The 24436-nt window shown below is 70.3% G+C and carries 25 protein-coding genes, 1 tRNA gene and 1 pseudogene; 18 read left to right on the top strand and 9 right to left on the bottom strand.

Annotation, left to right across the window (positions count from 1 at the left end; genetic code table 11):
- Positions 1 to 35 precede the first annotated feature (35 nt).
- The 6 genes from clpS (at position 36) to EV375_RS09350 (ending at position 3290) form a co-directional block, all read left to right on the top strand.
- Positions 36 to 347, top strand: a complete 312-nt coding sequence (gene clpS, locus EV375_RS09375) for an ATP-dependent Clp protease adapter ClpS (RefSeq protein WP_055485168.1) — start codon at positions 36 to 38, stop codon at positions 345 to 347.
- Positions 347 to 985 carry a DUF2017 domain-containing protein gene (locus EV375_RS09370; protein WP_130299038.1) on the top strand — a complete coding sequence of 213 codons (639 nt, stop codon included), beginning with the start codon at positions 347 to 349 and terminating at the stop codon, positions 983 to 985. Before clpS ends, EV375_RS09370 begins: the two co-directional genes overlap by 1 nt.
- A 218-nt stretch (positions 986 to 1203) precedes the next feature.
- On the top strand, positions 1204 to 1641 hold the full coding sequence (locus EV375_RS09365) for a M67 family metallopeptidase (protein WP_130299037.1): 438 nt from the start codon (positions 1204 to 1206) through the stop codon (positions 1639 to 1641).
- A 130-nt stretch (positions 1642 to 1771) separates the two neighbouring features.
- Entirely contained in the window at positions 1772 to 1903 is a 132-nt protein-coding gene (locus EV375_RS09360; RefSeq protein WP_343070883.1) for a putative leader peptide, read from the top strand.
- Positions 1904 to 2037: 134 nt separating this feature from the next.
- Complete coding sequence (locus tag EV375_RS09355) at positions 2038 to 2340, top strand: MoaD/ThiS family protein (RefSeq protein WP_130299035.1); 303 nt, start codon at positions 2038 to 2040, stop codon at positions 2338 to 2340.
- On the top strand, positions 2340 to 3290 hold the full coding sequence (locus tag EV375_RS09350; RefSeq protein ID WP_055485163.1) for a PLP-dependent cysteine synthase family protein: 951 nt from the start codon (positions 2340 to 2342) through the stop codon (positions 3288 to 3290). The genes EV375_RS09355 and EV375_RS09350 overlap by 1 nt, the downstream gene beginning before the upstream one ends.
- Positions 3291 to 3624: 334 nt before the next feature.
- Here EV375_RS09350 and EV375_RS09345 read toward each other — a convergent pair whose 3' ends face one another.
- Positions 3625 to 4092 carry a type II toxin-antitoxin system PemK/MazF family toxin gene (locus EV375_RS09345; protein ID WP_130299034.1) on the bottom strand — a complete coding sequence of 156 codons (468 nt, stop codon included), beginning with the start codon at positions 4090 to 4092 and terminating at the stop codon, positions 3625 to 3627.
- A gap of 163 nt (positions 4093 to 4255) precedes the next feature.
- Between EV375_RS09345 and EV375_RS09340 the strand changes: the two genes are divergently transcribed.
- Entirely contained in the window at positions 4256 to 5017 is a 762-nt protein-coding gene (locus EV375_RS09340) for an MBL fold metallo-hydrolase (protein WP_130299033.1), read from the top strand.
- A gap of 385 nt (positions 5018 to 5402) precedes the next feature.
- On the opposite strand, the pseudogene EV375_RS09335 reads toward EV375_RS09340, so the two are convergent.
- Positions 5403 to 6653: pseudogene (locus EV375_RS09335) on the bottom strand (PTS transporter subunit EIIC); the annotation flags it as partial.
- A gap of 266 nt (positions 6654 to 6919) precedes the next feature.
- Between EV375_RS09335 and EV375_RS09330 the strand changes: the two are divergent.
- From EV375_RS09330 to EV375_RS09315, 4 genes are all read left to right on the top strand, one after another.
- Positions 6920 to 7153: a PTS sugar transporter subunit IIB gene (locus EV375_RS09330; RefSeq protein WP_055485160.1), complete on the top strand. Its 234-nt coding sequence runs from the start codon at positions 6920 to 6922 to the stop codon at positions 7151 to 7153.
- 121 nt (positions 7154 to 7274) lie between these two features.
- Complete coding sequence (gene rph, locus EV375_RS09325) at positions 7275 to 8000, top strand: ribonuclease PH (protein WP_130299032.1); 726 nt, start codon at positions 7275 to 7277, stop codon at positions 7998 to 8000.
- A gap of 86 nt (positions 8001 to 8086) precedes the next feature.
- Positions 8087 to 8542, top strand: a complete 456-nt coding sequence (locus EV375_RS09320) for a syntaxin family protein (RefSeq protein WP_486588378.1) — start codon at positions 8087 to 8089, stop codon at positions 8540 to 8542.
- Positions 8543 to 8841: 299 nt separating this feature from the next.
- The gene (locus tag EV375_RS09315; protein WP_130298721.1) at positions 8842 to 10044 is read left to right on the top strand and encodes an IS110 family RNA-guided transposase; all 1203 of its coding nucleotides are present in this window, start codon (positions 8842 to 8844) and stop codon (positions 10042 to 10044) included.
- Positions 10045 to 10082: 38 nt separating this feature from the next.
- On the opposite strand, the gene EV375_RS09310 is transcribed toward EV375_RS09315, so the two are convergent.
- Positions 10083 to 11558 carry a DUF445 family protein gene (locus EV375_RS09310; protein ID WP_130299031.1) on the bottom strand — a complete coding sequence of 492 codons (1476 nt, stop codon included), beginning with the start codon at positions 11556 to 11558 and terminating at the stop codon, positions 10083 to 10085.
- Positions 11559 to 11786: 228 nt separating this feature from the next.
- Here EV375_RS09310 and EV375_RS09305 point away from each other — a divergent pair, with 228 nt between their 5' ends.
- Positions 11787 to 13085 carry an SGNH/GDSL hydrolase family protein gene (locus tag EV375_RS09305; RefSeq protein ID WP_130301721.1) on the top strand — a complete coding sequence of 433 codons (1299 nt, stop codon included), beginning with the start codon at positions 11787 to 11789 and terminating at the stop codon, positions 13083 to 13085.
- Between the two features lie 7 nt (positions 13086 to 13092).
- Here EV375_RS09305 and EV375_RS09300 read toward each other — a convergent pair whose 3' ends face one another.
- From EV375_RS09300 to EV375_RS09290, 3 genes are all read right to left on the bottom strand, one after another.
- Positions 13093 to 14052: an ATP-binding cassette domain-containing protein gene (locus EV375_RS09300; protein ID WP_130299030.1), complete on the bottom strand. Its 960-nt coding sequence runs from the start codon at positions 14050 to 14052 to the stop codon at positions 13093 to 13095.
- Positions 14053 to 14166: 114 nt separating this feature from the next.
- The gene (locus EV375_RS09295) at positions 14167 to 14931 is read right to left on the bottom strand and encodes an ABC transporter permease (protein WP_130301720.1); all 765 of its coding nucleotides are present in this window, start codon (positions 14929 to 14931) and stop codon (positions 14167 to 14169) included.
- A 169-nt stretch (positions 14932 to 15100) separates the two neighbouring features.
- Positions 15101 to 15910: an ABC-2 family transporter protein gene (locus EV375_RS09290; RefSeq protein ID WP_130299029.1), complete on the bottom strand. Its 810-nt coding sequence runs from the start codon at positions 15908 to 15910 to the stop codon at positions 15101 to 15103.
- A gap of 221 nt (positions 15911 to 16131) precedes the next feature.
- On the opposite strand from EV375_RS09290, the gene EV375_RS09285 reads away from it, so the two are divergent.
- Positions 16132 to 18471 (top strand): transglycosylase domain-containing protein, encoded by a 2340-nt coding sequence (locus EV375_RS09285; protein WP_486588377.1) that lies wholly within the window; start codon positions 16132 to 16134, stop codon positions 18469 to 18471.
- Between the two features lie 291 nt (positions 18472 to 18762).
- On the opposite strand, the gene EV375_RS09280 is transcribed toward EV375_RS09285, so the two are convergent.
- Positions 18763 to 19095 carry a GroES family chaperonin gene (locus EV375_RS09280; protein ID WP_130301719.1) on the bottom strand — a complete coding sequence of 111 codons (333 nt, stop codon included), beginning with the start codon at positions 19093 to 19095 and terminating at the stop codon, positions 18763 to 18765.
- An 85-nt stretch (positions 19096 to 19180) separates the two neighbouring features.
- The gene (locus tag EV375_RS09275) at positions 19181 to 19504 is read right to left on the bottom strand and encodes a DUF3618 domain-containing protein (protein WP_130301718.1); all 324 of its coding nucleotides are present in this window, start codon (positions 19502 to 19504) and stop codon (positions 19181 to 19183) included.
- Positions 19505 to 19831: 327 nt separating this feature from the next.
- Here EV375_RS09275 and bcp point away from each other — a divergent pair, with 327 nt between their 5' ends.
- From bcp to EV375_RS09260, 3 genes are all read left to right on the top strand, one after another.
- Entirely contained in the window at positions 19832 to 20305 is a 474-nt protein-coding gene (gene bcp / locus EV375_RS09270) for a thioredoxin-dependent thiol peroxidase (protein ID WP_130299027.1), read from the top strand.
- Positions 20306 to 20950: 645 nt separating this feature from the next.
- Positions 20951 to 21841, top strand: a complete 891-nt coding sequence (locus tag EV375_RS09265) for an HNH endonuclease signature motif containing protein (protein ID WP_486588376.1) — start codon at positions 20951 to 20953, stop codon at positions 21839 to 21841.
- A 13-nt stretch (positions 21842 to 21854) separates the two neighbouring features.
- A tRNA-Leu gene (locus EV375_RS09260) sits at positions 21855 to 21936 on the top strand.
- Between the two features lie 59 nt (positions 21937 to 21995).
- Here EV375_RS09260 and rdgB read toward each other — a convergent pair.
- Positions 21996 to 22622: an RdgB/HAM1 family non-canonical purine NTP pyrophosphatase gene (gene rdgB / locus EV375_RS09255; protein ID WP_130299026.1), complete on the bottom strand. Its 627-nt coding sequence runs from the start codon at positions 22620 to 22622 to the stop codon at positions 21996 to 21998.
- Between the two features lie 286 nt (positions 22623 to 22908).
- Here rdgB and EV375_RS09250 point away from each other — a divergent pair, with 286 nt between their 5' ends.
- Together EV375_RS09250 and EV375_RS09245 are read left to right on the top strand one after the other, a co-directional pair.
- Positions 22909 to 23217, top strand: coding sequence for a DUF6412 domain-containing protein (locus EV375_RS09250; RefSeq protein ID WP_130301717.1), 309 nt, complete (start codon positions 22909 to 22911; stop codon positions 23215 to 23217).
- 346 nt (positions 23218 to 23563) lie between these two features.
- Positions 23564 to 24400 (top strand): membrane protein insertase YidC, encoded by an 837-nt coding sequence (locus tag EV375_RS09245; protein WP_130299025.1) that lies wholly within the window; start codon positions 23564 to 23566, stop codon positions 24398 to 24400.
- Positions 24401 to 24436 lie beyond the last annotated feature (36 nt).

Below are 24436 nucleotides of genomic sequence, written 5' to 3'. Positions count from 1 at the left end.
GGCCGTTTGGTCACCCGGCACCTCTGAGTGGCAGCATGGGACCCGTGAGTGTTGCCCCCACCGAGATCGAACGCCCCGAGTCGGCCGAGGCGCCCCTCGAGGTGCCCGAACCCGACGTGCCGTGGGCGACGATCGTGCACAACGACCCGGTCAACCTCATGAGCTACGTGACCTACGTCTTCCAGAGCTACTTCGGCTATCCCAAGGACAAGGCGAAGAAGCTGATGATGGACGTCCACCACAAGGGCCGGGCTGTGGTCTCGACCGGCAGCCGCGAGGAGATGGAGCGCGACGTGCAGGCGATGCACGGCTACGGACTCTGGGCGACCCTCCAGCAGGACCGCTGATGGCGGGCCACTTCGAGGCGACCGGTGACGGAGGCGCCGCCATCGCCCTCGACGAGGTCGAGATCTCGATTCTGCGCAGCCTCGCCGTCCAGTTGCTGGAGCTGATCGGCCCGGGCGAGGAGCCCGCCGACGGTGCCGACGACCCGCTGAGCGCCCTCCTCGCCGACGGGCCGAGCGAGCCGCCCTCCGATCCGGCACTGGCCAGGCTCTTCCCCGACGCGTACGGCGACGGTCCGGATTCGGCCCCCGGCGAGGAGGACGCGGAGGAGCGCCGGGCCTCCGCCGAGTTCCGCCGCTTCACCGAGAACGACCTGCGTGCCCGCAAGCGCGAGGACGGGCTCGCCGTGGTGCGGGCCCTGGACTCCCTCACTCCCGACCCTCCCCCTGGGAGGTCCTCCCAGGGCTCGGAGGGCAGCGCGGGCGCGGTGCTCACGCTCAAGCCCGAGGAGTCGAAGCAGTGGCTGGGCACTCTGAACGACCTGCGGCTGACCATCGGCTCGCGCCTGGAGGTCACTGACGACGAGGACGGCAACGAGCTGTACACGCTGCCCGACGAGGACCCCCGCAAGCCCATGGTGATGGCCTATCTGTGGCTGGGCGGGCTGCAGGAGACGCTCGTCGAGACGCTGCTCCCGTAGGGACTGTCCGGCCGGACTTCTCGGAAGGACGACGGCCGGCCGCGGCGTCGTTCACGGGGCCCGGCCGGCGTTCGTACGGGCCACACCGGCCCCGCGCGGGCCCCGCACCCCCCGAAGCGACCCGGGACGACCTCGCATCGGCCCCGCGCACGGCCCGCGAAGTCCCCGGTGCGACGCCCCCGGCCGGGCGCGAGAGGCTCCCGCATATCCTTCCGGGCATGCTGACCATCACCCAGGAGCTGCACGACAAGATCGTCGCTCACGCCCGCAAGGACCACCCGGACGAGGCGTGCGGGGTCATCGCGGGCCCCGCGGGGGAGGGCCGCCCGGAGCGCTTCATCCCGATGCTGAACGCGGCCCGTTCGCCGACGTTCTACGAGTTCGACTCGGGCGACGTGCTGCGCCTCTACCGTGAGATGGACGACAGGGACGAGGAGCCGGTCGTCATCTACCACTCGCACACCGCCACCGAGGCGTATCCCTCACGCACGGACATCAGCTACGCCAACGAGCCCGGCGCCCACTACGTTCTCGTCTCCACCGCCGAGTGCGGCAACGACGAAGGCCCCTTCTCCTTCCGGTCGTTCCGCATCGTGGAGGGCGAGGTCACCGAGGAGGAAGTCGAGATCGTGGACGGGCGGGCGCGGCGCGAGTGAAGTCCGTGAGGGCGCCCCGGGCAGGTGGATTCCCGCAGGTCACGGGCAAATCGCCGTCATATGAGACGGTTCCGTCCACATGACGGAACCGGGATCGGGTCACCGCACCGGGAATCGTTACGATGAGCCCATGGTTGTCCACGACGTGAGAGCTTCCTCGACGCTCCGGAGCACGCTGCTCGTCGGGCGCCTGCACGTCGATCTGTGCCGTCTCGCCAGCGCGCTGGGGGCGACCCGGCGCCGCGCGCACGTCCGCGTCTGATCCGGCCCCCGGCCCGCAGCGGGCCGCCGTGCACGGACGACAGCGACCGGCACCGCCGCACCTCCCGTACTCCGAGGTGCTCCCGCACCGCCCGCACAGACCGCTCTGCCCACCCTCCATCCACAGGAGCTTCCATGGCCATCGAGGTCCGCATCCCGACGATCCTCCGTACCTACACCGACGGCGAGAAGTCGGTCACGGGGGAGGGCGACACGCTCAAGGAGCTCTTCGACGACCTGGAGAGCCGCCACGCGGGCATCCAGGGCCGCCTCGTCGACGGCGGTGAACTGCGCCGCTTCGTGAACGTCTACCTCAACGACGAGGACGTGCGCTTCCTCGACGGCATCAGCACGAAGCTCAGCAACGGCGACAACGTGACGATCCTCCCCGCCGTGGCGGGCGGATCGGGTGCTCCCGTGCGCATGGGAACCCGCTGATGCGCTACGACTCCCCCGTCGACGCGGTCGGCGACACCCCGCTCGTACGGCTCCCGCGGCTCTCGCCGTCGGAGGACGTGCGCATCTGGGCGAAGCTGGAGGACCGCAACCCGACGGGCTCCGTGAAGGACCGGCCGGCGCTCTACATGGTCGAACAGGCCGAGAAGGAAGGCCGGTTGACGCCCGGCTGCACCATCCTGGAGCCCACCTCCGGCAACACCGGCATCTCGCTCGCGATGGCGGCTCGCCTCAAGGGCTACCGCATCGTGTGCGTGATGCCGGAGAACACCAGTGAGGAGCGGCGCCAGTTGCTCGGCATGTGGGGTGCCGAGATCATCTCCTCGCCGGCGGCAGGCGGTTCGAACACCGCCGTGCGTGTGGCCAAGGAACTCGCTGAGCAGAACCCGGACTGGGTGATGCTCTACCAGTACGGCAACCCCGCCAACTCCGCGGCCCACTACGCCTCCACCGGCCCCGAGATCCTCGCCGACCTGCCCTCCATCACCCACTTCGTGGCGGGCCTGGGCACCACCGGCACGCTGATGGGCGCCGGCCGCTATCTGCGCGAACAGCGCCCCGGCGTGGAGATCATCGCCGCCGAACCGCGCTACGACGACCTGGTCTACGGCCTGCGCAACCTGGACGAGGGCTTCGTGCCCGAGCTGTACGACGAGTCCGTGCTCACCGGGCGGTTCTCCGTCGGCTCCGAGGACGCGGTGCGGCGCACGCGCGAACTCCTCGCCGAGGAGGGCATCTTCGCGGGTGTCTCCTCGGGCGCCGCTCTGCACGCCGCCGCCGGGGTCGCGCGCAAGGCCCAACGGGCGGGCGAGAGCGCCGACATCGCTTTCGTCGTCGCCGACGGAGGCTGGAAGTACCTCTCCACGGGCATCTACACGGCGGAGTCCACCGAAGCGGCGGTCGAGGCGCTCCAGGGCCAGCTCTGGGCCTAGTGCCGCGGCCGGGAAGGTTCACCGGCTCGCGACGCCCGGCACAGCACCTCTCCCCCGGCTGCCTCCGGGGGAGCAAGGCGGAGAGTGGGGCACCACCCGGGCCGGAGGCCCAGGGAGGACGGCGCTGTTCGCGGCCCCTGGGGCGGCCCGTGCGCAGGCCGGTCGCCGGGCCTCACCGCGGGTCAACTCCCGCGGGGGAGGGGTGAATTCGCTCGGGCGCGCGGATGCGAGGCCGCCCGCGGCCGCCGCGCCGCGCGGTCCGCACGCCTCGTGTGTTCGCGCGGTTCCGGCCCTCGGGGCCCTACCCGCGCCCGTTCCGCTCCGGCCGTGGGCGTCAGCCCTCACCGGCGAGGTGACGCACCTGCACCCAGGTGTCCTGGTCGACCTCACCCGCACGCCGTCCGAACTCGCTCAGCTCGACGTCCCATGCCGCGTCGGCGTCCGTACACAGCGCGGTCACGCGGCCGGGGGCGTCCGCGACCGTCCCCGGCGGCAGGGCCAGCTTCGCCCCGGACGACTCCGGCAGCCGGTACTCGCCCTCGCGGGACGGCCGTTCCGCACTGATCCGTGCGACCCGGGCGCTGTCGATGCGTACCGCAAGGACCAGGACGAGGAGCGGCTCGCGCGTCCACCAGATCTCCCCGGGACGCGGTCCCCTGTCGGGCAGCGAGACGTTCCGCCGGTTCCGGCCGCCGCGGAGACGGCTGACGGGACGGGCGAGCCGCGCGCCGCCGTCGACCAGCGCCGCCACAAGTGACAGGGCCACGACGGCACCCAGCGCCAGCCACCACCAAGTGTCCACGCCCGCCTCGCCTCCCGGACCGCGCACGCCAGCACCGCACAGATTGCCGACCGTACCCCGCGCTGGTGATTCCGCCCACACCAGCGCGCTCTTGAGTCCAAAGGCGGCACCGTGCGGCTTACGCTCGGAAACCCCACAGCCGCCAACGGAGGTCACTGCTTTCATGAAGCTCACCGTCGTCGGCTGCTCCGGGTCGTTCCCTTCAGCGGAGTCGGCCTGTTCGAGTTATCTGGTCGAGGCCGAGGGATACCGGCTGCTTCTCGACATGGGGAACGGCGCGCTCGGCGAGCTCCAGCGCTACAGCGGTCTCTACGACCTGGACGCCATCGCGCTGAGCCACCTCCACCCCGATCACTGCATCGACATGTGCGGCTACTTCGTGGCGCGTTACTACCGTCACGAGGGCGGACGTTGCGAGCCGCTCCCCGTCTACGGTCCACGGGACACCGAGCGGCGCCTGACCGTCGCGTACGGTGACACACCGTCGGACTCCGCCATGAGCGAGGTATTCGACTTCCGCACGCTGACGCCTGGAGGCTCCTTCGACCTCGGTCCCCTCACCGTCCGCACGGAGGAGGTCCGGCACCCCGTGGAGTCCTACGCGTTCCGGGTGACCCACCGGGAAAGCGGCAAGGTGCTCGTCTACTCGGGTGACACGGGGACCTGCGGCCCGCTCCGGGAACTGGCACGCGGCGCGGACATCTTCCTGTGTGAGGCGTCCTTCACGCACGGCAAGGAGGCCATCCCCGACCTGCATCTCAACGGCCGCGAGGCGGGGGAGTGCGCACAGTCCGCGGGCGTGGAGCGACTGGTCCTCACCCACGTACCGCCGTGGACCGACGCGAAGGTCAACCTCCGGGACGCCAAGGACGCCTTCGGCGGCCCCGTCGAGCTGGCCAGGCCGGGCGCGGTCTACGAGCTGTAGCGGCGCCGCACGGGGCGCGTGCCCTGCGGACTCCGGGCATACGCGGCCGGGCACACGCGGCACCGCACCCGCCGCCTGTCGGCAGCGGGTGCGGCTCGGTTGTCGTTCGCCGGTCACCGGTGGTCAGTGGCCGGTTGGCCCTCCGGCGTCAGATCTCGGCGCGGCTCCTGTCCTGGTCCTCGTCCCCGTCGTCGCGGCCGTGCCGGGCCTCCTGGGACTGAGCGGGCCGGGCGGGCTGAGCGGCCGGGACGTCGAGCGTGTTCCGGGAGACCTTGCCCAGGGAGACGGGATGCTCCTGTTTGTCGATGGCCTTGTCGGTGGTCGTCTCCGCGACCGCGACCGGTACGTCGCCGCGGATCCGGCCCTCGTTCGTCGCCGGCTCGGGCTCCTGCCGCCGCTCCTGCTCCTCCGGCTCGGGCGCCTCGCGGCCGGGCGTGGGCAGGTCGAACTTGATGATCGCGAAGCGGAATACGGTGTAGTAGACCACCGCGAAGCCCAGGCCCACGATCACCAGGCCCCACGGGTTCGTGGCGATGCCCAGGTTCAGCATGAAGTCGATCGCGCCGGCCGAGAAGCCGAAGCCGTCCTTCATGCCCAGGGCCCACACCAGGGCCATGGAGATGCCGGTCAGTACCGCGTGGATCGCGTACAGCACGGGCGCGATGAACATGAACGAGAACTCGATGGGCTCCGTCACGCCTGTGATGAAGGCGGTAAGCGCGAGGGAGATCATCAGGCCGCCGATCACCTTGCGCCGCTCGGGCCGTGCGCAGTGGTACATCGCGAGGCACGCGGCGGGCAGGGCGAACATCATGATCGGGAAGAACCCCGTCATGAACTGGCCGGCGCTGGGGTCGCCCGCGAGGAAGCGCGCGATGTCACCGTGCTGCCCCTTGTACGAGCCGGCCTGGAACCACGGGAAGGAGTTGAGCAGGTGGTGCATGCCGATCGGGATGAGGGCCCGGTTGGCCACGCCGTAGACACCGGCTCCCGCGGCTCCCGAGCCGACGAGCCAGGCGCCGAAGTCGTGCAGCCCCGTGCCCAGCACCGGCCAGATGTAGCCGAAGATCACGCCGATGAAGAGGCCGGCGAAGGCCGAGAGGATCGGCACGAGACGGCGGCCGCCGAAGAAGCCCAGCCAGTCGGGGAGCTTCTTGCGGTAGTAGCGCTGGTAGAGCAGGGCGACGACGATGCCCATGACCACGCCGCCCAGCACACCGGCGTCCACCGGCGGTGCGGCCGTGCCGACCTTGCCGTCGATGACCTTCTCGACCGGAGGCAGATTCCCGTCCTTGAAGGCACCCAGCACGTTCTTGAAGACCAGGTAGCCGACGACTGCCGCCAGAGCCGTCGACCCGTCCGACTTGCGGGCGAATCCCACGGCGATGCCGACGGCGAACAGCAGCGGCATGTTGTCGATCAGTGCGCCGCCGCCCCTGGCGAGGAACTGGGCGATGCGGTTGAGGGAGTCCGGGAATCCCGGACGGCCGAGCATGTCGGGCTGGCCCAGCCGGACCATCAGTGCGGCGGCAGGCAGGGTGGCGATCGGAAGCATGAGGCTGCGGCCGATGCGCTGGGCTACAGCCATCGCACCCGAGCCCCGGCCCGTCGTCCGGGCTTCGGTAGCCGTGGTCATCAACGTCCTCCAGTGGTCTGCGGGAGGTCGGACCGTGCGGAGCAGACCCCGTGAATGGTGTAGACCTCTTGTAGCACGGGTGCAGCAGCGCGGAAAGCGCAACTTGTTCCGTTAAGGGCGCATATGTACCCGGGGAATCGGGGAGTGTCACCGGCATCCCGGACGCAGGAGGCGAGAGCCGACGATTGGCCCATACTGGTGTAGACCTCGGTCGGCCGGGGTGCGTGCTCGGCACGTGACTCGGCGCCGGAGAGCAGGAGAAAGACATGAGCAGCAAGGCCGAAAAGATCGTCGCCGGGCTCGGCGGACTCGACAACATCTCCGAGATCGAGGGCTGCATCACTCGTCTTCGCACCGAGGTCGCGGACGCCGCGCTCGTCGACGAAGCGGCGCTGCGGGCCGCGGGTGCGCACGGAGTCGTGAAGATGGGGTCGGCCATACAGATCGTCATCGGCACCGACGCCGATCCGATCGCCGTCGAGATCGAGGACATGATGTGACGCACCGCCTCCGCACCGGCGGGCCGCGGGTTCTCCGGCCCGCCGGAGCCGCCGGCCCGGGGAAGTGCGAACGGGCAAAGGGCTGAACGGGCCTTCAGGCGCGAGGGCTTAGGCTCGCACCATGACTCGTATCGACGGCCGCACGGCTGACCAGTTGCGCCCCATCACCATCGACCGCGGCTGGAGCAAGCACGCCGAGGGTTCCGTTCTGATCTGCTTCGGCGACACCCGGGTGCTGTGCACCGCCAGCGTCACCGAGGGGGTGCCGCGCTGGCGCAAGGGAAGCGGACAGGGCTGGGTCACGGCCGAGTACGCGATGCTGCCGCGCTCCACGAACACCCGCGGCGACCGCGAGTCCGTACGCGGCAAGATCGGCGGCCGCACACATGAGATCTCCCGCCTGATCGGGCGCTCGCTGCGCGCGGTCGTGGACTACAAGGCGCTCGGGGAGAACACCGTGGTCCTCGACTGCGACGTTCTCCAGGCCGACGGCGGCACCCGCACCGCCGCGATCACGGGCGCCTACGTCGCACTGGCCGACGCCGTCTCCTGGGCCCAGGAGAAGAGGCTCGTCAAGAGCAAGTCCCAGCCGCTCACGGGTACCGTCGCCGCCGTCAGCGTCGGCATCGTCGACGGGAACCAGCTGCTCGACCTGTGCTACGAGGAAGACGTGCGCGCGGAGACCGACATGAACGTCGTCTGCACCGGGGACGGGAAGTTCGTCGAGGTCCAAGGGACCGCCGAGGGCGAGCCGTTCGCTCGTGAGCAGCTCGACGGACTGCTCGACCTCTCCGTCAAGGGGTGCGCGCAGCTCGACGGTGCGCAGCGCAAGGCGCTCGCCGGCTGAGACCGTCCCGGCCGCTGGAGCCGGGGCCGTTCCGAGAGGCGAATTCGCAGCTTAATCAGGGCGGTTCGGATCCGGGAACTTTGCGTATGCTTTACACGTCTGAAGAGGTACGGGCCGCGCGGGTCAAACCGCGCGGCCCGTCCATCGCCAAGGAAGAGGTCCCTGTGCGTCGTTCTCCCGTGCTCCCCGTTCTCGGCGCCGCAGCGTTCGCCGCCACCGTTCTGACCGGGTGCAGCGCGGTGGACAAGGCGGTCAGCTGCGCCAACACCGCAGTCACGGTCGCCGAAGCGGCCGACGATCTCCAGAAGGCCGTCTCCGGCGCCTCCGAGGACCCGGCGCAGGCGAAGGAGTCGATAGACCGCATCGACAAGAACCTCGAGAAGATCGACGACAGCACGGGCGACGCCGACGTCGACAAGGCCGTCGGCCACATGAACAGCGCAGTCGAGGACGCGCAGAAGGCCGTCGACGCCGGGCGCGAGCCCGATGTGCGTCCGGTCGGCGAGGCGGCCGACGAGCTGACCAAGGTCTGCACGGGCTGACGCGTGGTTTCGGCGGGGCGGCCGCGTCACGGCCGCCCCGTTATCTTCTTCGCGGTCCTGCAAGAGGGCCGTTGGCCTCCGGGCCCGGCATGACTGTTGCCCCCTGTCGATTCCATGACCTGGGGGGTGGTGTCACCGGGCCCGAGGGGTGCCGTCGGAGACGCTGATAAGAGGTCCGACCACCGCCCGGCCGAGCGCAATGCCCGGCCAACCTTCGGGCGGCAGGTCTGCATAACGTGGATGCGCGCGTGCGGCCCCAACGCCGAGGCCGGCATGCCATCGACACACGTGGGGGCACAGTGACCGACATCAGCAACGTGGACGTCTTCCTCGGCCTGGACGTCGGCAAGAGCGCCCACCACGGCCACGGGCTGACCCCGACCGGGAAGAAGGTCTTCGACAAACTGCTTCCGAACAGCGAACCGAAACTGCGGGCCGTCTTCGACAAACTCCGCGAGAAGTTCGGCACCGTCTTGGTAGTCGTGGACCAGCCCGCCTCGATCGGCGCCCTGCCCTTGGCAGTCGCCCGGGACGCCGGCTGCGAAGTTGCCTACTTGCCCGGACTGGCGATGCGCCGGATCGCCGACCTCTACCCGGGCGAGGCCAAAACCGACGCGAAAGACGCCACGGTCATCGCCGATGCCGCCCGCACCATGCCCCACACCCTCCGCACCCTGGAGCTGACGGACGAGATCACTGCCGAGCTGACCGTGCTCGTCGGCTTCGACCAGGACCTGGCCGCCGAGGCCACCCGCACCTCCAACCGCATCCGCGGCCTGCTCACCCAGTTCCACCCCAGCCTGGAACGGGTCCTGGGCCCACGCCTGGACCACCCAGCGGTCACCTGGCTCCTGGAGCGCTACGGCTCCCCGGCAGCCCTGCGAAAGGCGGGCCGCCGCAGGCTCATTGAGGTCATCCGACCCAGAGCTCCGCGCATGGCCGAACGGCTCATCGACGACGTCTTCGCCGCACTCGACGAACAGACCGTCGTCGTCCCCGGGACCGGCACCCTGGATGTGATCGTGCCCTCGCTGGCCAAGTCCCTCGCAGCCGTCCACGAGCAACGCGGGGCCCTGGAAGCCCAGATCGAGGCCCTGCTGGAGGCCCACCCTCTTTCCACGGTCCTGACGTCGATGCCCGGCGTCGGCGTCAGGACCGCCGCAGTTCTCCTGGTCACCATCGGCGACGGCAGCTCGTTTCCCACCGCCGCCCACCTGGCTTCCTACGCCGGTCTCGCACCGGCGACAAAGTCGTCGGGGACCTCGATCCACGGCGAACACGCCCCCAGAGCCGGCAACCGGCAGCTGAAGCGCGCCATGTTCCTCTCCGCGTTCGCCGCCCTCCACGACCCGGCCTCCCGCAGCTACTACGACAGATGCCGAGCCCGGGGCAAAACCCACACCCAAGCCCTCCTCCGCCTCGCCCGCCACCGCACCAGCGTCATCTTCGCCATGCTCCGCGACAGCACCTTCTACGAACCCCGCACCCCAGCCACCGCTTGACGAAAGACATAGAGGCACCCCCCCGCCACGGTGCGGGCTCAGTGGGTGACCAGGTTCACCAGCGCATAGATCGCAAGTCCCGCCATCGAGCCGACGACTGTGCCGTTGAGACGGATGAACTGAAGATCACGGCCGATGTGCGCCTCGATCTTCTTCGACGTGTGTTCGGCGTCCCAGCCCGCGACCGTCTCTGTGATCAGTGACGTGATCTCGTTCCGGTACGTGGTGACGACGTACACCGCGGCATCCTCGATCCAGCCGTCGACCTTGCCCCGCAGACGGCCGTCCGAGACCATCCGCTGTCCCAGCGACAGCAGCGACGCCCTTGCCCGCACGCGCAGTTGGCTGCTCTCGTCCTCCGCCGCCGCGACGATCATCGAACGCACCGAGTTCCAGGCCGAGGAGATCAGGTCCTGCACCTCGCTGCGGCCGAGTACGTCGCTCTTGAGCCGTTCCACCCGCGCCCGCGTCTGCGGATCCGACCGCAGGTCCGCCGCGAAGTCCGTCAGGAAGCGGTCGATCGCCCCGCGAGCCGGGTGCTCCGGCATGTCCCGCATCTCCGTCACGAACCGCAGCAACTCCCGGTAGACGCGGTCGCCCACGCGCCGGTCGATGAAGCGGGGCGTCCAGCCCGGCGCACCGCCGGTGACCGCCTCGACCACGGAGTCGCTGTGCTGCTCCAGCCACTGCGCCGCCCGCCCGCACACCAGATCCACCACGCGCCTGTGGCCCTGGTCGGCCACGACGCGCTCCAGCATCGACCCCAGCGCCGGTGCGATCTCCTGCGCGTCGGCGCGGCGCGTGATGGCCTCGCCCACCACCGCCTGCACATCCGAGTCCCGCAGGACGGCCAGCGCGCCGCGCAGCGCCGTCGACAGCTCCGAGGTCACCCGGTCCGCGTGCTCCGGCTGCGCGAGCCACGAACCGAGGCGGCCGGCGATGCCCACCGCCCGCAGCCGCGACCGTACGACGTCACCGGAGAGGAAGTTCTCGCCGACGAACTCCCCGAGCGTGTGTCCGAGTTGATCCTTCTTGGTGGGAATGATGGCGGTGTGGGGGATCGGCAGCCCGAGCGGATGCCGGAAGAGCGCCGTCACCGCGAACCAGTCCGCCAGCGCGCCCACCATCCCCGCCTCGGCGGCAGCCGCGACATATCCGCTCCAGACTCCCGCACCCTCGTGCTGCGCCCACTTCGCCAGCACGAACACCGCGGCCATCAGCAGCAATGCGCCTGTCGCGATGGTCTTCATCCTGCGCACGCCGCGGCGCCGCTCCTCGTCCGCCGCGGTGAAGGTGCCCAGGGGGCCCGGGTTCGGGGGCCGCCCGCCGGAAGCCGATGCGGCGCCGGAACCAGATGCGGCGCCGGAACCCGATGCCGCGCCACGGCCCGAACTGCCGCTGTCCGTACGGCCGTTCGAGCCAGGGCCCGCGGACCGCCCGGCCTTCCCGTCTGTGATTGCCCTCACTCCGCCCGCGCCTGCGGCGGCCACGTCGCCCGCTTTTACCTGATCCATCCACTCCACCGTTCGGCCTGTCCCCCCTACAGTGTCCCAAGGTGCCTGACAGGTGGAACGAAGCTCGGGCATACGGCGTCTGTCATTGCGGACGACCACCCGGGTCGCCCCGGCCTGGCCGCCCCCCGGGGAGAGGGCCTCGCCGCGATCGTGGGATCATTCCACCGCGACCACTCGGAGCCTCGGGCTCCGCCTGCCCGAGGAGACACACCGCGCGTGACCAGAAACATGGGTTATGCCTTGCTGGCCGGTCTGGCGGCCATCGTCGTGCTGGTGTCCACCGCCGTCTTCATCGGTGTGGGCGGCGACGACGGCAGTCTGGACGGCATCACGCAGGGCACCCGTGACTCCGCCGCGCCCGCCTCCTCGGGCAACTGGGTGGGAACCTGGTCGGCCCCCGCCGTCGCGGCCGAGCCCAACACCGCTGACGGCTACGCCAAGATGTCGATACGCAACGTCGTCCACACCTCGGTGGGCGGATCGGGCGCCCGCATCACCCTCTCCAACCTCTACGGCACCAAGCCCCTCACGATCACGCACGCGACGCTCGCCCTCGCCGCCGCACCCAGCAACCCCACGGCGGCCACAGGCACGATGCGCCGGCTGACCTTCGGCAACTCCCGCTCGGTGACCATCCCTCCGGGCCGCAAGGCGGTCAGCGACTCGGTGAGACTCAACGTCCCGCACGCCGCCGACCTCCTCGTCACCACCTACTCCCCGAAGCCGTCCGGGCCCGTCACGTACCACCCCTACGCGCGTCAGACCAGCTACGTGGCACAGGGCGACAAGGCCGAGGAGACCTCGGGCACGGCTTTCACCCAGCAGAGCCCGTACTGGCGTCATCTCACCGCCGTCGATGTGTGGACCAGTCAGACGCGCGGCGCGGTAGCCGTGCTCGGCGACTCCATCACCGACGGCATCACCTCCAGCCCGGGCGCCAACCGCCGCTGGACGGACTTCCTCGCCGAACGTCTGCGCACGGAGCGGGGAGCGCCCCGGTACAGCGTCCTCAACGGCGGCATCAGCGGTAACCGCGTCCTCGTCGACGGGCCCCGCTACTCGCCCAACAACGGCCCCAGCGGCCTGACACGGATGCAGCGCGACGTGCTCTCGCAGGCCGGGGTCAAGGCCGTCGTCATCGAGATGGGCCTCAACGACATCATCAAGCAGCCCCGGCAGCGCGACCCCGAACGAATCGTCGACGGGCTGCGGCAGTTGGTGAAGTACGCGCACGCGCGCAATCTGCGCGTCGTCGGCGGCACCCTCACCCCCTTCGGCGGACACCGGGGCTACGAACAGCAGTTGGACACGATCCGCCAGCGGGTCAACGAGGAGATCCGCTCGGGCAAGGTCTTCGACGACGTCGTCGACTTCGACGCCGCGCTGCGGGACCCGGCCAACCCCAACCGCCTGCGCCCGGCCTACGACTCCGGCGACCACCTGCACCCCAGCGACAACGGGTACAGGGCGATGGCCGAAGCGCTGGACCTGAAGATGCTGAAGGGCTCCTCGCCCGCCACGACGTAGAGGCCGGTCAACCCGCCCCGTACATGCGGGCGATGACGTCCTCGATCTCCGGCTCCCGCACGGACAGGTCCACGAGCGGATAGCCTTCGGCGATCCGCGAGACGATCGGTGCGGCGCTCGCCGACGCGGGGAAGGCGAGCCACTGGCGCGGGCCCTCCGTCCGCACGGTGCGCGCGCCCTCGATCCCCTCGATCGGGGGCAGTTCACGCTCCAGGTCCACCACGAGCGTCCGTTCGCTCTCACCGACCTCGTGCAGCCCCGCCAGGGCACCGTCGTACATCAGGCGTCCGTGGTCGATGACCATCACGCGCCTGCACAGCTGCTCGATGTCGGTGAGGTCGTGGGTGGTCAGCAGGACGGTCGTGCCTTGCGACGCGTTGAGGTCGCTCAGGAAGCGGCGCACCGTCGCCTTGCTGACGACGTCGAGTCCGATCGTCGGCTCGTCCAGATACAGCACGTCCGGGTCGTGCAGCAGCGCCGCCGTGATGTCGCCGCGCATGCGCTGCCCCAACGACAGCTGCCGCACCGGGACTTCGAGGAGGTCTCCCAGCTCCAGCAGTTCCACGCACCGCTCGAGGTTCTGGCGGTACCGGGCCTCGGGGATGCGGTACATGCGGCGCACGAGCGAGTAGGAGTCCCGCAGCGGCAGGTCCCACCACAGGGTCGTGCGCTGCCCGAAGACGACACCGATGCGCCGCGCCAGCCTGGTGCGATCACGGGCCGGGTCGATACCGGCGACGCGCAGCCGCCCGCCGCTGGGCGTGAGGATGCCGGTGAGCATCTTGATCGTCGTCGACTTCCCCGCGCCGTTCGGGCCGATGTAGCCGACCATCTCGCCGCGCGCGACGCCGAAGGAGATCCCGTCGACGGCACGAACTTCGCGCCGCTCGCGCCGCAGCCTGCCGCTTCTCCTGCGCACGTGGAAGACCTTCTCCAGGTCCTTCAGCACGATGAAGTCGCCGTCCATCTCCTCGGGTTCCCCTCCCGCTCGTCACCGCTCAGCGCTGCTCGTCCGTGCTCGAACCGGACCCTCCGGCCGGTTCCGTTGCTTTGCGTTCCGTCTGTTCCGTTCAGTGATGCTTCAGCTGCCCGTGCTGCGGTACGCCCGCAGTCCCGCCCGCCAGGCCAGCCCGGCCAGGACGCAGCAGCCCGCCGCCACCGCAGGGCCCGCGAAGTCCACCCACCCCGGCAGGCGCAGTGGATCGTCGCGGCCCAGCAGCCGCAGCACGGGCAGCCAGTTGACGAAGGCCAGCGGGATCACGAACGTCACCCCGCGCACCATGTCCTTCGCGAAGACCGTCGGCGGGTACTGGAGCATCGTCGCGCCGCCGTAGGTGAAGGAGTTCTGCACCTCCGCGGCGTCCTGCGCGACGAACTGGAAGGCGCCGCCCAGGACGAAGACCGCGCCGAAGATCGCCGTGCCGCTGAGCACCGTGACCGCCAGCAGCAGGGGCGCCCACGGGCCGCCCTCCAGCCGCACACCGCTCAGCGCCCACCCCAGGACCAGGACGCTCTGGCCGAGGCGGCCCAGCCGCCGCAGCGCGAACCGGTCCGCGGCGACCTGCGCCAGCGCGGGCACGGGCCGCACCAGGATCACGTCCATCGTGCCGTCCCGCACCCGCGTGCCCACGCGGTCGAAGGAGCCCAGCAGCAGGTCCGCCAGGCCCAGGGACGCCGCGCATGTGCCGTACAGCAGGGCGACCTCGTGCAAGGTGAACCCCGCGAGGACCTCCACATGCGAGAACATGATCATGATGGCGACGAAGTCGAGCGCCGAGGTGGCGAAGCTGCCAAGAGCGAGCATCGCGAACGACGCCCGGTAGACCATCGTGGAGCGCACCCACATCGCCGCGATGAAGCAGTACGCCCGCAGGCCCCAGCCCAGCCGGGCCAGGAGGCCATCGGCCGCCGCGCCGTCCAGGTCGACGGCTGACCCCCCGGGATCACGGGCGCCATACGCGGCCGTCTCGTCCGGCCCCGCGCCATCCGTGCGCACACCACCGCTCAGAGCCGGCTCAGCCACCCTGGACCACCACCTTCCGCGTGGCCAGCGACTGCAGCCCCCTGCCCGCCGCGAGCAGCAGCAGCGCCCACAGCGACTGGAACCCGAAGGCCGAGAGCACCCCTGCCCCCTCGTACCGGCCCAGCAGCACGTCCACCGGGACCTGCATGGTCGCCGCCCACGGCAGCAGACGCACCACCTCGCCGAAGGCGCCGGGGAAGACGGTCAGCGGGAGCAGCATCCCCGAGAAGAACATGCTCAGCAGCGTGCTCAGCATGTTCAAGCCCGTGCCGTCCAGCAGCCAGAAGGCGCTCAGTGCGAACAGGTAACGCAGTGCGAAGCCCGTGACGATGCCGAGCGTGACCGACGCGAGAAAGGCCAGCCACACCAACGGCGATGCGGGCAGGGCCAGTTCGAAGAAGAACGCGCCGAAGGCCACGGGTGCGGCGCCACGGGCCAGCAGGTGGAAGCCGGCCCGGCCGAGGTCGGCGGCCAGCCACCACAGCTGAAGGTCGGCGGGCCGGTAGAGGTCGACGGCGACGTCCCCCGTGCGGATGCGCTCCTGCAGCTCCTCCTGGAAGCCCCCGCCGATCAGCGCCGCGGCGGCGAGCATCGCCTGGCCCATCCACACGAAGGTCAGCGCCTGTGACTCGTCGTAGCCGCCCAGGTGCGGGCGCTCGCTCCACAGGGCGCTGAAGGTGAAGGCGAGGATGAAGCCGAAGACGGTGTTGGTGAACACTCCGGCCGCCGTGGCGACCCGGTACGTGGAGTAACGGTGGAAGCTGCCGGCCGCCACCGCGAAATAGACGCCTCGCAGGCGCATCCTTTTGAAGCCTTTCTCCGTCTATCCCAGTAGAGGTTCCTCGTGGCTTTCTCACGATTGGGAAACGAAGGAGCCTAGCTCACGCGGGAAGCGGGCAGCCAACGATTATTCACGTGCACGGTCACCGATCCGTGGCACGTACAGTGACGGGGCCGCGCTCGTGTACGACTGACCCCGGTGAGCTGGACGATCGAGCAGGCGCGCTTACGACGATGGGCGTTATGACCGGATCGCCCGAATTCGGACGAGGGGTCCCAGAAGAGATGAGCGACGAGGCGAAAGCAACGGGGAGCGCCCGCAGCAGGACCGGCCTCCGCCGGCTGGTGCCCACCTGGCGGTGGGCCCTGGGCGGGACGATGCTGCTGCTGGTCCTCGCCTGCGGCGTCCTTGTGGCCGGCTACCTCCTGGTGAGCATCCCCCCGGCGAACAAGGCCGCCGCCGCCCAGACCAACGTCTTCCTCTACTCCGACGGCTCGCAGATCGCCCGCGACGGCGAGATCAACAGGGAGAACATCAAGCTCGCCCAAGTCCCCAAGAGCGTGCAGGAAGCCGTCCTGGCCGCCGAGGACCGCGAGTTCTACCAGGAATCGGCCGTCGACCCGAAGGCGATGCTCCGCGCGGGCTGGAACATGGTCACCGGCGGCGGAAAGCAGTCCGGCTCGACGATCACGCAGCAGTACGTCAAGAACTACTACCTCAGCCAGGACCAGACCCTCACGCGCAAGGCCAAGGAGTTCTTCATCGCCCTGAAGCTGGACAACGAGGTCAGCAAGGCAGACATCCTCGAGGGCTACCTCAACACCAGCTACTTCGGGCGCAACGCCTACGGCATACAGGCCGCGGCCCAGGCCTACTACGGCAAGGACGTCGACGAACTCAGCACCGCCGAGGGCGCCTACCTCGCCGCCCTCGTCAACTCGCCCAACGCCTACGACACCCAGGCGCACCCCGAGAACCGCAAACGGGCCGTCGCCCGCTGGCACTACGTACTCGACGGCATGCTCAAGAAGAACTGGATCAGCCGTTCCGAGCGGGAAGCGTTCAAGTTCCCCGAACCCGGCCGCGACAAGCCCGCGACCGGCTTGTCCGGCCAGCGCGGCTATCTCGTGGAAGCCGTCAAGAACTACCTGATAAGCAACGACATCATCGACGAACGCCGCCTGGCGGCCGGCGGGTTCCGCATCACGACCACGCTCGACCCGAAGCGGCAGAAAGCCATGGGCAAAGCGGTCGAGAAGCGGCTGATGTCCAAGCTCGACAAGGACCGGAAAGTCGACAAGTACGTGCGCGCCGGCGGCACTTCCGTCGACCCCGAGTCCGGGAAGATCGTCGCCATGTACGGCGGCATCGACTACACCGAGCAGTACGTCAACAACGCCACCCGCCGCGACTACCAGGTCGGCTCCACCTTCAAGCCGTTCATCTTCACCTCGGCACTGCAGAACGACGCCGAGACCCAGGACGGACGCCGCATCACCGCCGGCACCATCTACGACGGCACCAACAAGCGCGAAGTCGTCAGCGACGGCCAGGGCACCGACTACGCCCCCGAGAACGAGGACGAGAAGTCCTACGGCGACATCCCCGTCTCCCAGGCCATGAACAAGTCCGTCAACTCCGTCTTCGCGCAGATGGGCGTCGACGTCGGCCCCAAGAAGGTCAAGCGCACCGCCATCGACCTCGGCCTCCCCGAGAAGACCCCCAACATGCCCGAGGACGGCTCGATCGCCCTCGGCGTCGCCACCGCCTCCACCACCGACATGGCAGAGGCCTACGCCACGCTCGCCAACCACGGCAAACGCGGCCACTACAGCCTCGTGGAGAAGGCCACGCACGGTGGGGAAGTCATCGACCTGCCCGAGCGCGACGTCTCCGAACAGGTCGAGCGCAGCGCCGCCGACGCCACAACCGCCGTACTGCGCAAGGTCGTTCAGGGTGGCACCGGAACCGCGGCACAGAGCGCGGGGCGCCCCGCGGCCGGGAAGACCGGCACCGCCGAGGAGGACAAGGCGGCCTGGTTCGCGGGATACACGCCCGAACTTGCCACCGTCATCAGCGTGATGGGTCAGAACTCCGAGACCGGTGTGCAGAAGCCCCTCTATGGAGCTGCCGGGCTCAAACGCATCAACGGCGGCGGCTTCCCCGCCGAGATCTGGGGCGACTACACGAAAGCCGCCCTCAAAGGGGAGCCCGTACGCGACTTCGACCTGAAGACCGGAGGCGACGCCGACATCCCCGGCACGAAGCCCCCGGGCAGCGAGGGCCCCAGCATCCCGCCCAGCGACGGCGGCCCCACCTCGGAGCCGCCGACCACCGGCCCCACGACGCCGCCCACCGACCCCGGCACACCCAGCACCCCGCCGACCGAGCCCACGGACCCCGGAACCCCGCCGACAGGCGGCCTCGAAGGCGGCAACACGGACGGGCAGAACGGCGGCGACACCGAGGGCACCTCGGGCGGTCCCGGTGACGGGGGCGGCTGGCAGGGCGGCAACACGACGGGACAGCCGGCCACTGCCGCCCGCATCACGGCGTCGGGCGACGAATGGGAGGGCGGCTGACGGGCGAGGACCGGGCGGGCCGTTGACGGGCGCGGGTTCGCCCGGCAGCCGAAGGGAGGGGCGGGCGGCCGAAGCGGGGTGAGGCCTCAACTCCCGCGAAGACTCAAGCCCCGCGAAGACTCAAGCCCCGCGAAGACTCAAGCCCCGCGAAGACTCAAGCCCCGCGAAGCCTCAAGCGCTCCGAACGGGGCCCACGAACGGGATCCGCGAACGGGAGGCGCGAACGGGAGGCGAGACCTCACGGACGCAGGCCGAGGGCGCGGGACGGCGACGGCTCCGCGACCCCCCGCCTCACAGATAGAGCCCCGTCGAATCCTCCGAGCCCTGAAGCCGCTCGGAGGCCACCGCGTGCAGATCGCGCTCCCGCATCAGCACGTACGCGACACCCCGCACCTCGACCTCGGCCCTGTCCTCCGGGTCGTAGAGCACACGGTCACCCGGCTCGACCGTACGGACGTTCTGCCCGACCGCAACGACCTCGGCCCACGCCAGCCGGCGACCCACCGCCGCCGTCGCGGGAATCACGATCCCGCCCGACGAACGCCGCTCGCCCTCCTCGATGTCCGTACGGACCAGCACCCTGTCGTGCAGCATCCGGATGGGCAGCTTGTCGTGGTGCGCCATGCCCGAGCCCGCGCCGGCCTTCGCGCCGGGGGCCGCACGGCCGGTAGACGTTTCGGAACTCACGGCTAGACCGTATCCCAGGGGCTCAGCGCTGACGGCGGCGAGACGAGAGCGCGAACAGCCCGCCCACGACGACCACGGCGACCACGGCCACCGGCACCAGCCGCTCCAGACGGGGCGAGCCCTTCTCGTCGACGAACTGCGACCGCACGTCCGCTACCGCGCGATTGGCCGCCACATAGGCGCGCCCCGCCGTACGGTCCACGGCCGCGGCAGCCTTGGCCTTCGCGTCCCCCGCGATCGTCCTGGGGTGCACGCGGACAGCGATCTCGTCGAGCGTCGCGGCGAGTTCACGCCGCCTGCTGATGATGTCCGCCTCGATGTCCGCGGGAGTCCTGCCCTGTGGCACCGCGCCGCCTCCGTCGATCGATCCGTCGCTCATACGTCGTCATACGCCGTTCACCGGCCAACCAAGGCCCGGTTCCGGCCAGTCGGCCGCCCCGGTGGGCGGCACGGTCACGCTCGTCGCTTCCGCTGCCTCTCCGCGTTCCCCGGACCGGCCGCGCGAACTCGCCCCCCACGGAACGGTGACACCGGAAGGTGCGAGCGCCGCGGGCCGTCGGACGAGCCTGCCGTACAGTCTCTCAGCTCACCGCACGTGGTGGCCCGCGGCACCCCCGGCGCGGAACGGTGCGGCTACTCTCGGGACCGACGACAGCGACACCGAGGAGCACAGATGAGTGAGCGACTGCAGCCCGGCGACACCGCCCCCGACTTCTCCCTGCCGGATGCGGACGGCAAGCAGGTCTCGCTCGCCGGCCACAAGGGCCGCAAGGTCATCGTCTACTTCTACCCCGCGGCGATGACTCCGGGCTGCACCAAGCAGGCCTGCGACTTCACCGACAACCTCGACCTGCTCGGCGGCGCCGGCTACGACGTCATCGGCGTCTCCCCGGACAAGCCCGAAAAGCTCGCGAAGTTCCGGGAGAAGGAGAACCTCGGGGTCACGCTCGTCGGCGACCCGTCCAAGGAGGTCATGCAGGCGTACGGCGCCTTCGGCGAGAAGAAGCTGTACGGCAAGACCGTGACCGGTGTGATCCGCTCGACCGTGATCGTCGACGCCGACGGCCAGGTGGAGCGCGCCCTGTACAACGTGAAGGCGACGGGACACGTCGCCAAGCTGATCAAGGACCTCGAACTGGAGAAGTAGGCCGGGCGGCCCCGCCCCTGCCGGACAAGCCGGAGCAGGAGGCGGACCCGGAGCATGGCCGGGACCTGAGTCAGGAGCCGGATTCGGAGCACGGCCAGGACCGGAGTCACGAGCCGGATCCGGAGCCGGCGGCCGGAAGCCGGCAGGGGGACAGAACCGGAGCAGAGACAGAGAACCGCCCTGTGCGATTTCCGCGGTCGCGGCAGGAAGTGCACAGGGCGCCGGTGTGCGTGCACGCCGGATACTCGTGCGCGCCAGCCATCGCGGCAGTCCTCCAGCACGCCCTCAGCGAGGGCGACCTCGTCCCGTGGGGATGGCGCGTTCCGTTCCTGACCGGCGGCCCGCTCGGCGTCGTCGGGACCTGCCTGAGGAGGCGGGTCCGGACTGCCTCCCCCGCCCCGAACGGCGTAACCGTGGCCCGTCCCGGTCGTTGATCTGTGCGAGACCACTACGGATGTCCGGGAACGCGGCCGGTGCCGACGGCACTCCCGGCGGGGACGCGGGAGAGGCGGAAGCGTTGCGGGGGACCAAGTACACACGCGAGCAACTGGCGGAGGCGGTGGGCGCCTCCTCGAACTGGTCGCAGTTGATGCGCACTCTGGGCGTGCGTGCCAGCGGAGCCGCCGCCGCTCGCTGCAGAAAGCTGTGGCCGAACACGGCCTGGACACAGGTCATTTCACAGGCCGCAGCCCCTGGAGCAAGTATTCGGACGAGCAGATCGCGCAGGCAGTGGCCTCTTCCACCAGGCTCCGGGAAGTGGCCGCCGCACTGGGCGTCGCGCCGTCGACGGGGACCCTCTCCCACATCCGCCGGCGCATAGCCGCATCAGGTGTGGATGCGGGCCACTTCCCGGGCTTGAACCGGCACGGGGCCGAGTTGCCCTTCTCCGGCGAGGAGCTGCGGAGGGCGGCCCAGTCCGTGCGCAGTCTTCGCGCCCTTGCACGGGACCTCGGTCTGCCGGACGACGGCCGCTCCCGCGCCGCATTGCGCAGGATGCTGCATGAAGCAGGGGCGGACGTCTCGCATTTCTCCCACGCCCGCGTCGCCGTCCCCGAAGCGGCGCTTCGTGAAGCCGTGGCGCGGAGCGATTCCCATGCCGGAGTGCTGCCCGAACTGCGCATGCAGGTGAACGAGTCGAACCGCACGAAGATCCAGCGGCGTGCGACCCGGCTCGGCCTGGACACGTCCCATTTCCGCCGGCCGGTGGCGACTGCTCGGCGGTCCGTGCCGGCGAAGCGGAACGCCCAGGACGTCCTCCGGGTCCGCCCCGAGGGCATGCCGCGCGTCAACCATGCGCGGCTGCGCAGAGCACTGGACGAGACCGGGGTGCCGTACGCATGTGTCGGCTGCGCCAACCCGGACTCCTGGAACGGGCGGCCGATGACGCTGCAGATCGACCACGTCAACGGAGACTGGCGTGACAACAGACCGGAGAATCTGCGCTGTCTGTGCCCGAACTGTCACGCGGTGACCGACACCTGGTGCGGACGCAACCGCGGGCGGGGAGCGAGATCGGCCGGTCCTCCGCGGCAGTAGACTGCGCTGGCGAGCGCGAGTGTCGGAATTGGCAGACGAGCCGGGTTTAGGTCCCGGTGCCTGCGGGCGTGAGGGTTCGAGTCCCTCCTCGCGCACAACCGGGCCCCACTCGGCATTCCGAGTGGGGCCCGTTCGTCTTCCCGGTACCGCTCGCTCAGCGCACCAGTTCCCTGATCTCCCGGGCCAGGGCGCGGAACGCGCGGCCGCGGTGGCTGATCGCGTTCTTCTCCTCGGGGGTGAGTTCCGCGCAGGTACGGGTTTCGCCGTCGGGCTGGAGGATCGGGTCGTAGCCGAAGCCGCCCGTGCCGGAGGGTGCGTGCCGGAGGGTGCCGCGGAGCCGGCCCTCGGTGACGCGTTCCGTGCCGTCGGGGAGGGCGAGCGCCGCCGCGCAGGCGAAGTGGGCCGAGCGGTGTGCGGCGTCGATGTCGGCGAGCTGGGCGAGCAGCAGGTCGAGGTTGGCCTTGTCGTCGCCGTGCCGTCCGGCCCAGCGGGCGGAGAAGATGCCGGGGGCTCCGCCGAGGACGTCGACGCACAGGCCGGAGTCGTCGGCGACGGCGGGGAGTCCTGTGCCCTGTGCGAGGGTGCGGGCCTTGAGGAGGGCGTTCTCGGCGAAGGTCACGCCGGTCTCTTTGACGTCGGGGATGTCGGGGTAGGCGTCGGCGCCGAGGAGTTCGAGGTCCGTGCCGGCGTCGGTGAGGATGGCCTGGAGCTCGGTGACCTTGTGTGCGTTGCGGGTGGCGAGAACGAGGCGGCCGGGCTGGTGTTGGGCGCTGCTGCTCATGGGTCCGATTATCCACCGGCGGTTTCGACGGCCGCCGGGCGGTGCCGCTCGTCTCGCCCGCCGTCCGTGGGGTGCGTGCGGTGCCGCCCGTGCGCTGCGTGCTGTGTCGGACGGTCCCGGGTGTGGGTACGGGGGTACGGTCCCGGGTGTGGGTACGGGTACGGGTGAGGGCCGCGCCGGGACTGAGAGGCGTGGTGTTCGCTGAGGGTCTATTCTCGTACGGGCAGGCCGAGTTGCGAGTGACGGCGGGGAGGTGGCAGGGGGCGTGATCGACTCCGGCGCGAGTATGGCGGCGCGTGCCCTGGGTGTGCGTCTCTCCGGTGCGCTGTTCTGCCTCGTCTCGTTCTTCCTGGCCGGTGCGGGGCTGACCACCGCGTTGACGGCTGCCGCGACGTCGGCCGCCGTGGTGCTGGTGTGCGACGCGCTGGCCGGTGCGGCTGTGGGTGCGGCTGTGCCGCAGGTGCTCCGGGCCCGTGTCCGTACGGCGATCAGGGACCGTGAGCTGCGTACGGCTTTTCTGCCTCAGCGTGACCCGGACGCCGCGGGGCGGCCGCGTCCGCGAGCGCCGGGCCGTTGCGCTGCGACGGCCGTGTAGCGCTCACTCCGCTCCGTCTGCCTTCTCCGGGTTCTTCGGTTCTCTGGTTCTCCGGGTTCGTCAGGTTTCTCCGGGCCCCTTCGAGTTCGCTGGAGAGAATTCGGCTCCCCTCGGGTGCCGTCTGGCTCCTTCGGGTCCCTTCGGGTCCCTTCGGGTCCCGTCTGGTTCCTTCGGTCTTTTTCGAACTCCCTTCTCGCGAACTGCTGTTGAGCGGCCGGGGAGGGCCTTCGAGTTCTCGGGCCCGAGCGTGGGTGTGTGCCTCGGCTCGTCGCGTCGGTTTTCTTCGCACCGGTGGTGACCGGTGTTTCCCGATCCGGCTCGACGAGACCCGTGGAGGGCTCGAACCATGTCTGTTTTCGATGTATTCGCCGAACTCGTGGCGCGGTTGTCCGGCGTTCTCGCTCCTGTATTCGGAGCCTCGGCGACGGCCGCGGCGATCGTGGCGTTCACATTGTGCGTGCGGCTGGCGCTGCATCCGCTGGCGCGAGCCGCTGTGCGGGGTGAGCGTGTGCGGGCCGCGCTGGCTCCGCGCATGGCGGAGCTGAACCGTCGCTACGGCTCCGATCCGGTGCGGCTGCGGCGGGAGTTGGAGAGGCTGCGCTCCCAGGAGGGGGCGTCCCCGGTGGCGGGCTGCCTGCCGATGCTGCTGCAACTGCCGGTGTTCTTCGCGATGTACCACTTGTTCACGACCGACGAGGCCTTGCTGGGCCACACGTTGCTGGGCGCTCCGCTCGGAGGGCGCTGGTTCGGTGCCTTGCAGGCGGGTGGTGTGTTCGGCGGGCCGGGGCTGGTTTACGTGGCGCTGTTCGTGCTCGTGGGTGCTGTGGCGACGTGGACGTATGTGCGTACCCGGAGGCTCATGGCCGGCGGGCCCGCGGCTGGTCCCGGTGCTCCCGCAACTCCCGGGGCTGCCGGGATCGCCGGGACCGCGGGAGCCGCTGCGGCGTCCGGAGCAGCTCCTGGGGTGGCCGGGGGTGCGGCGGTGGTGCGGATGCTGCCGTTGCTTTCGTTCGGGACGCTGCTCACGGTGGCGTTCGTGCCGCTCGCCGCCGCTCTGTACGTCGTGGCGAGTACGACGTGGACGGCGGTGGAGCGTGCTGTTCTGCGTGCGGGAGGGGCCGCGGAAGCGTCGGGAGTACCCGCTGCGGGAGCGGCGTCGCGGCGACGGCGGTCCACTACATGAACACGGGGTTGTGCGGCTGAACTGCCTCTTGGAGGA

The organism is Streptomyces sp. CNZ301 (assembly GCF_004217425.1).
Note: the sequence above shows the minus strand (reverse complement) of the source record. Positions and strands in the feature narration are given on the sequence as shown.

Excerpts from the sequence above, each read along its gene's own strand:
- clpS (WP_055485168.1), top strand. The coding sequence starts at position 36 with ATGGGACCCGTGAGTGTTGCCCCCACCGAGATCGAACGCCCCGAGTCG.
- EV375_RS09370 (WP_130299038.1), top strand. The coding sequence starts at position 347 with ATGGCGGGCCACTTCGAGGCGACCGGTGACGGAGGCGCCGCCATCGCC.
- EV375_RS09365 (WP_130299037.1), top strand. The coding sequence starts at position 1,204 with ATGCTGACCATCACCCAGGAGCTGCACGACAAGATCGTCGCTCACGCC.
- EV375_RS09360 (WP_343070883.1), top strand. The coding sequence starts at position 1,772 with ATGGTTGTCCACGACGTGAGAGCTTCCTCGACGCTCCGGAGCACGCTG.
- EV375_RS09355 (WP_130299035.1), top strand. The coding sequence starts at position 2,038 with ATGGCCATCGAGGTCCGCATCCCGACGATCCTCCGTACCTACACCGAC.
- EV375_RS09350 (WP_055485163.1), top strand. The coding sequence starts at position 2,340 with ATGCGCTACGACTCCCCCGTCGACGCGGTCGGCGACACCCCGCTCGTA.
- EV375_RS09340 (WP_130299033.1), top strand. The coding sequence starts at position 4,256 with ATGAAGCTCACCGTCGTCGGCTGCTCCGGGTCGTTCCCTTCAGCGGAG.
- EV375_RS09330 (WP_055485160.1), top strand. The coding sequence starts at position 6,920 with ATGAGCAGCAAGGCCGAAAAGATCGTCGCCGGGCTCGGCGGACTCGAC.
- rph (WP_130299032.1), top strand. The coding sequence starts at position 7,275 with ATGACTCGTATCGACGGCCGCACGGCTGACCAGTTGCGCCCCATCACC.
- EV375_RS09320 (WP_486588378.1), top strand. The coding sequence starts at position 8,087 with ATGCTTTACACGTCTGAAGAGGTACGGGCCGCGCGGGTCAAACCGCGC.
- EV375_RS09310 (WP_130299031.1), bottom strand. The coding sequence starts at position 11,558 with ATGGATCAGGTAAAAGCGGGCGACGTGGCCGCCGCAGGCGCGGGCGGA.
- EV375_RS09305 (WP_130301721.1), top strand. The coding sequence starts at position 11,787 with ATGGGTTATGCCTTGCTGGCCGGTCTGGCGGCCATCGTCGTGCTGGTG.
- EV375_RS09300 (WP_130299030.1), bottom strand. The coding sequence starts at position 14,052 with ATGGACGGCGACTTCATCGTGCTGAAGGACCTGGAGAAGGTCTTCCAC.
- EV375_RS09295 (WP_130301720.1), bottom strand. The coding sequence starts at position 14,931 with ATGTGGGTGCGCTCCACGATGGTCTACCGGGCGTCGTTCGCGATGCTC.
- EV375_RS09290 (WP_130299029.1), bottom strand. The coding sequence starts at position 15,910 with ATGCGCCTGCGAGGCGTCTATTTCGCGGTGGCGGCCGGCAGCTTCCAC.
- EV375_RS09285 (WP_486588377.1), top strand. The coding sequence starts at position 16,132 with ATGACCGGATCGCCCGAATTCGGACGAGGGGTCCCAGAAGAGATGAGC.
- EV375_RS09280 (WP_130301719.1), bottom strand. The coding sequence starts at position 19,095 with ATGGCGCACCACGACAAGCTGCCCATCCGGATGCTGCACGACAGGGTG.
- bcp (WP_130299027.1), top strand. The coding sequence starts at position 19,832 with ATGAGTGAGCGACTGCAGCCCGGCGACACCGCCCCCGACTTCTCCCTG.
- rdgB (WP_130299026.1), bottom strand. The coding sequence starts at position 22,622 with ATGAGCAGCAGCGCCCAACACCAGCCCGGCCGCCTCGTTCTCGCCACC.
- EV375_RS09250 (WP_130301717.1), top strand. The coding sequence starts at position 22,909 with ATGGCGGCGCGTGCCCTGGGTGTGCGTCTCTCCGGTGCGCTGTTCTGC.
- EV375_RS09245 (WP_130299025.1), top strand. The coding sequence starts at position 23,564 with ATGTCTGTTTTCGATGTATTCGCCGAACTCGTGGCGCGGTTGTCCGGC.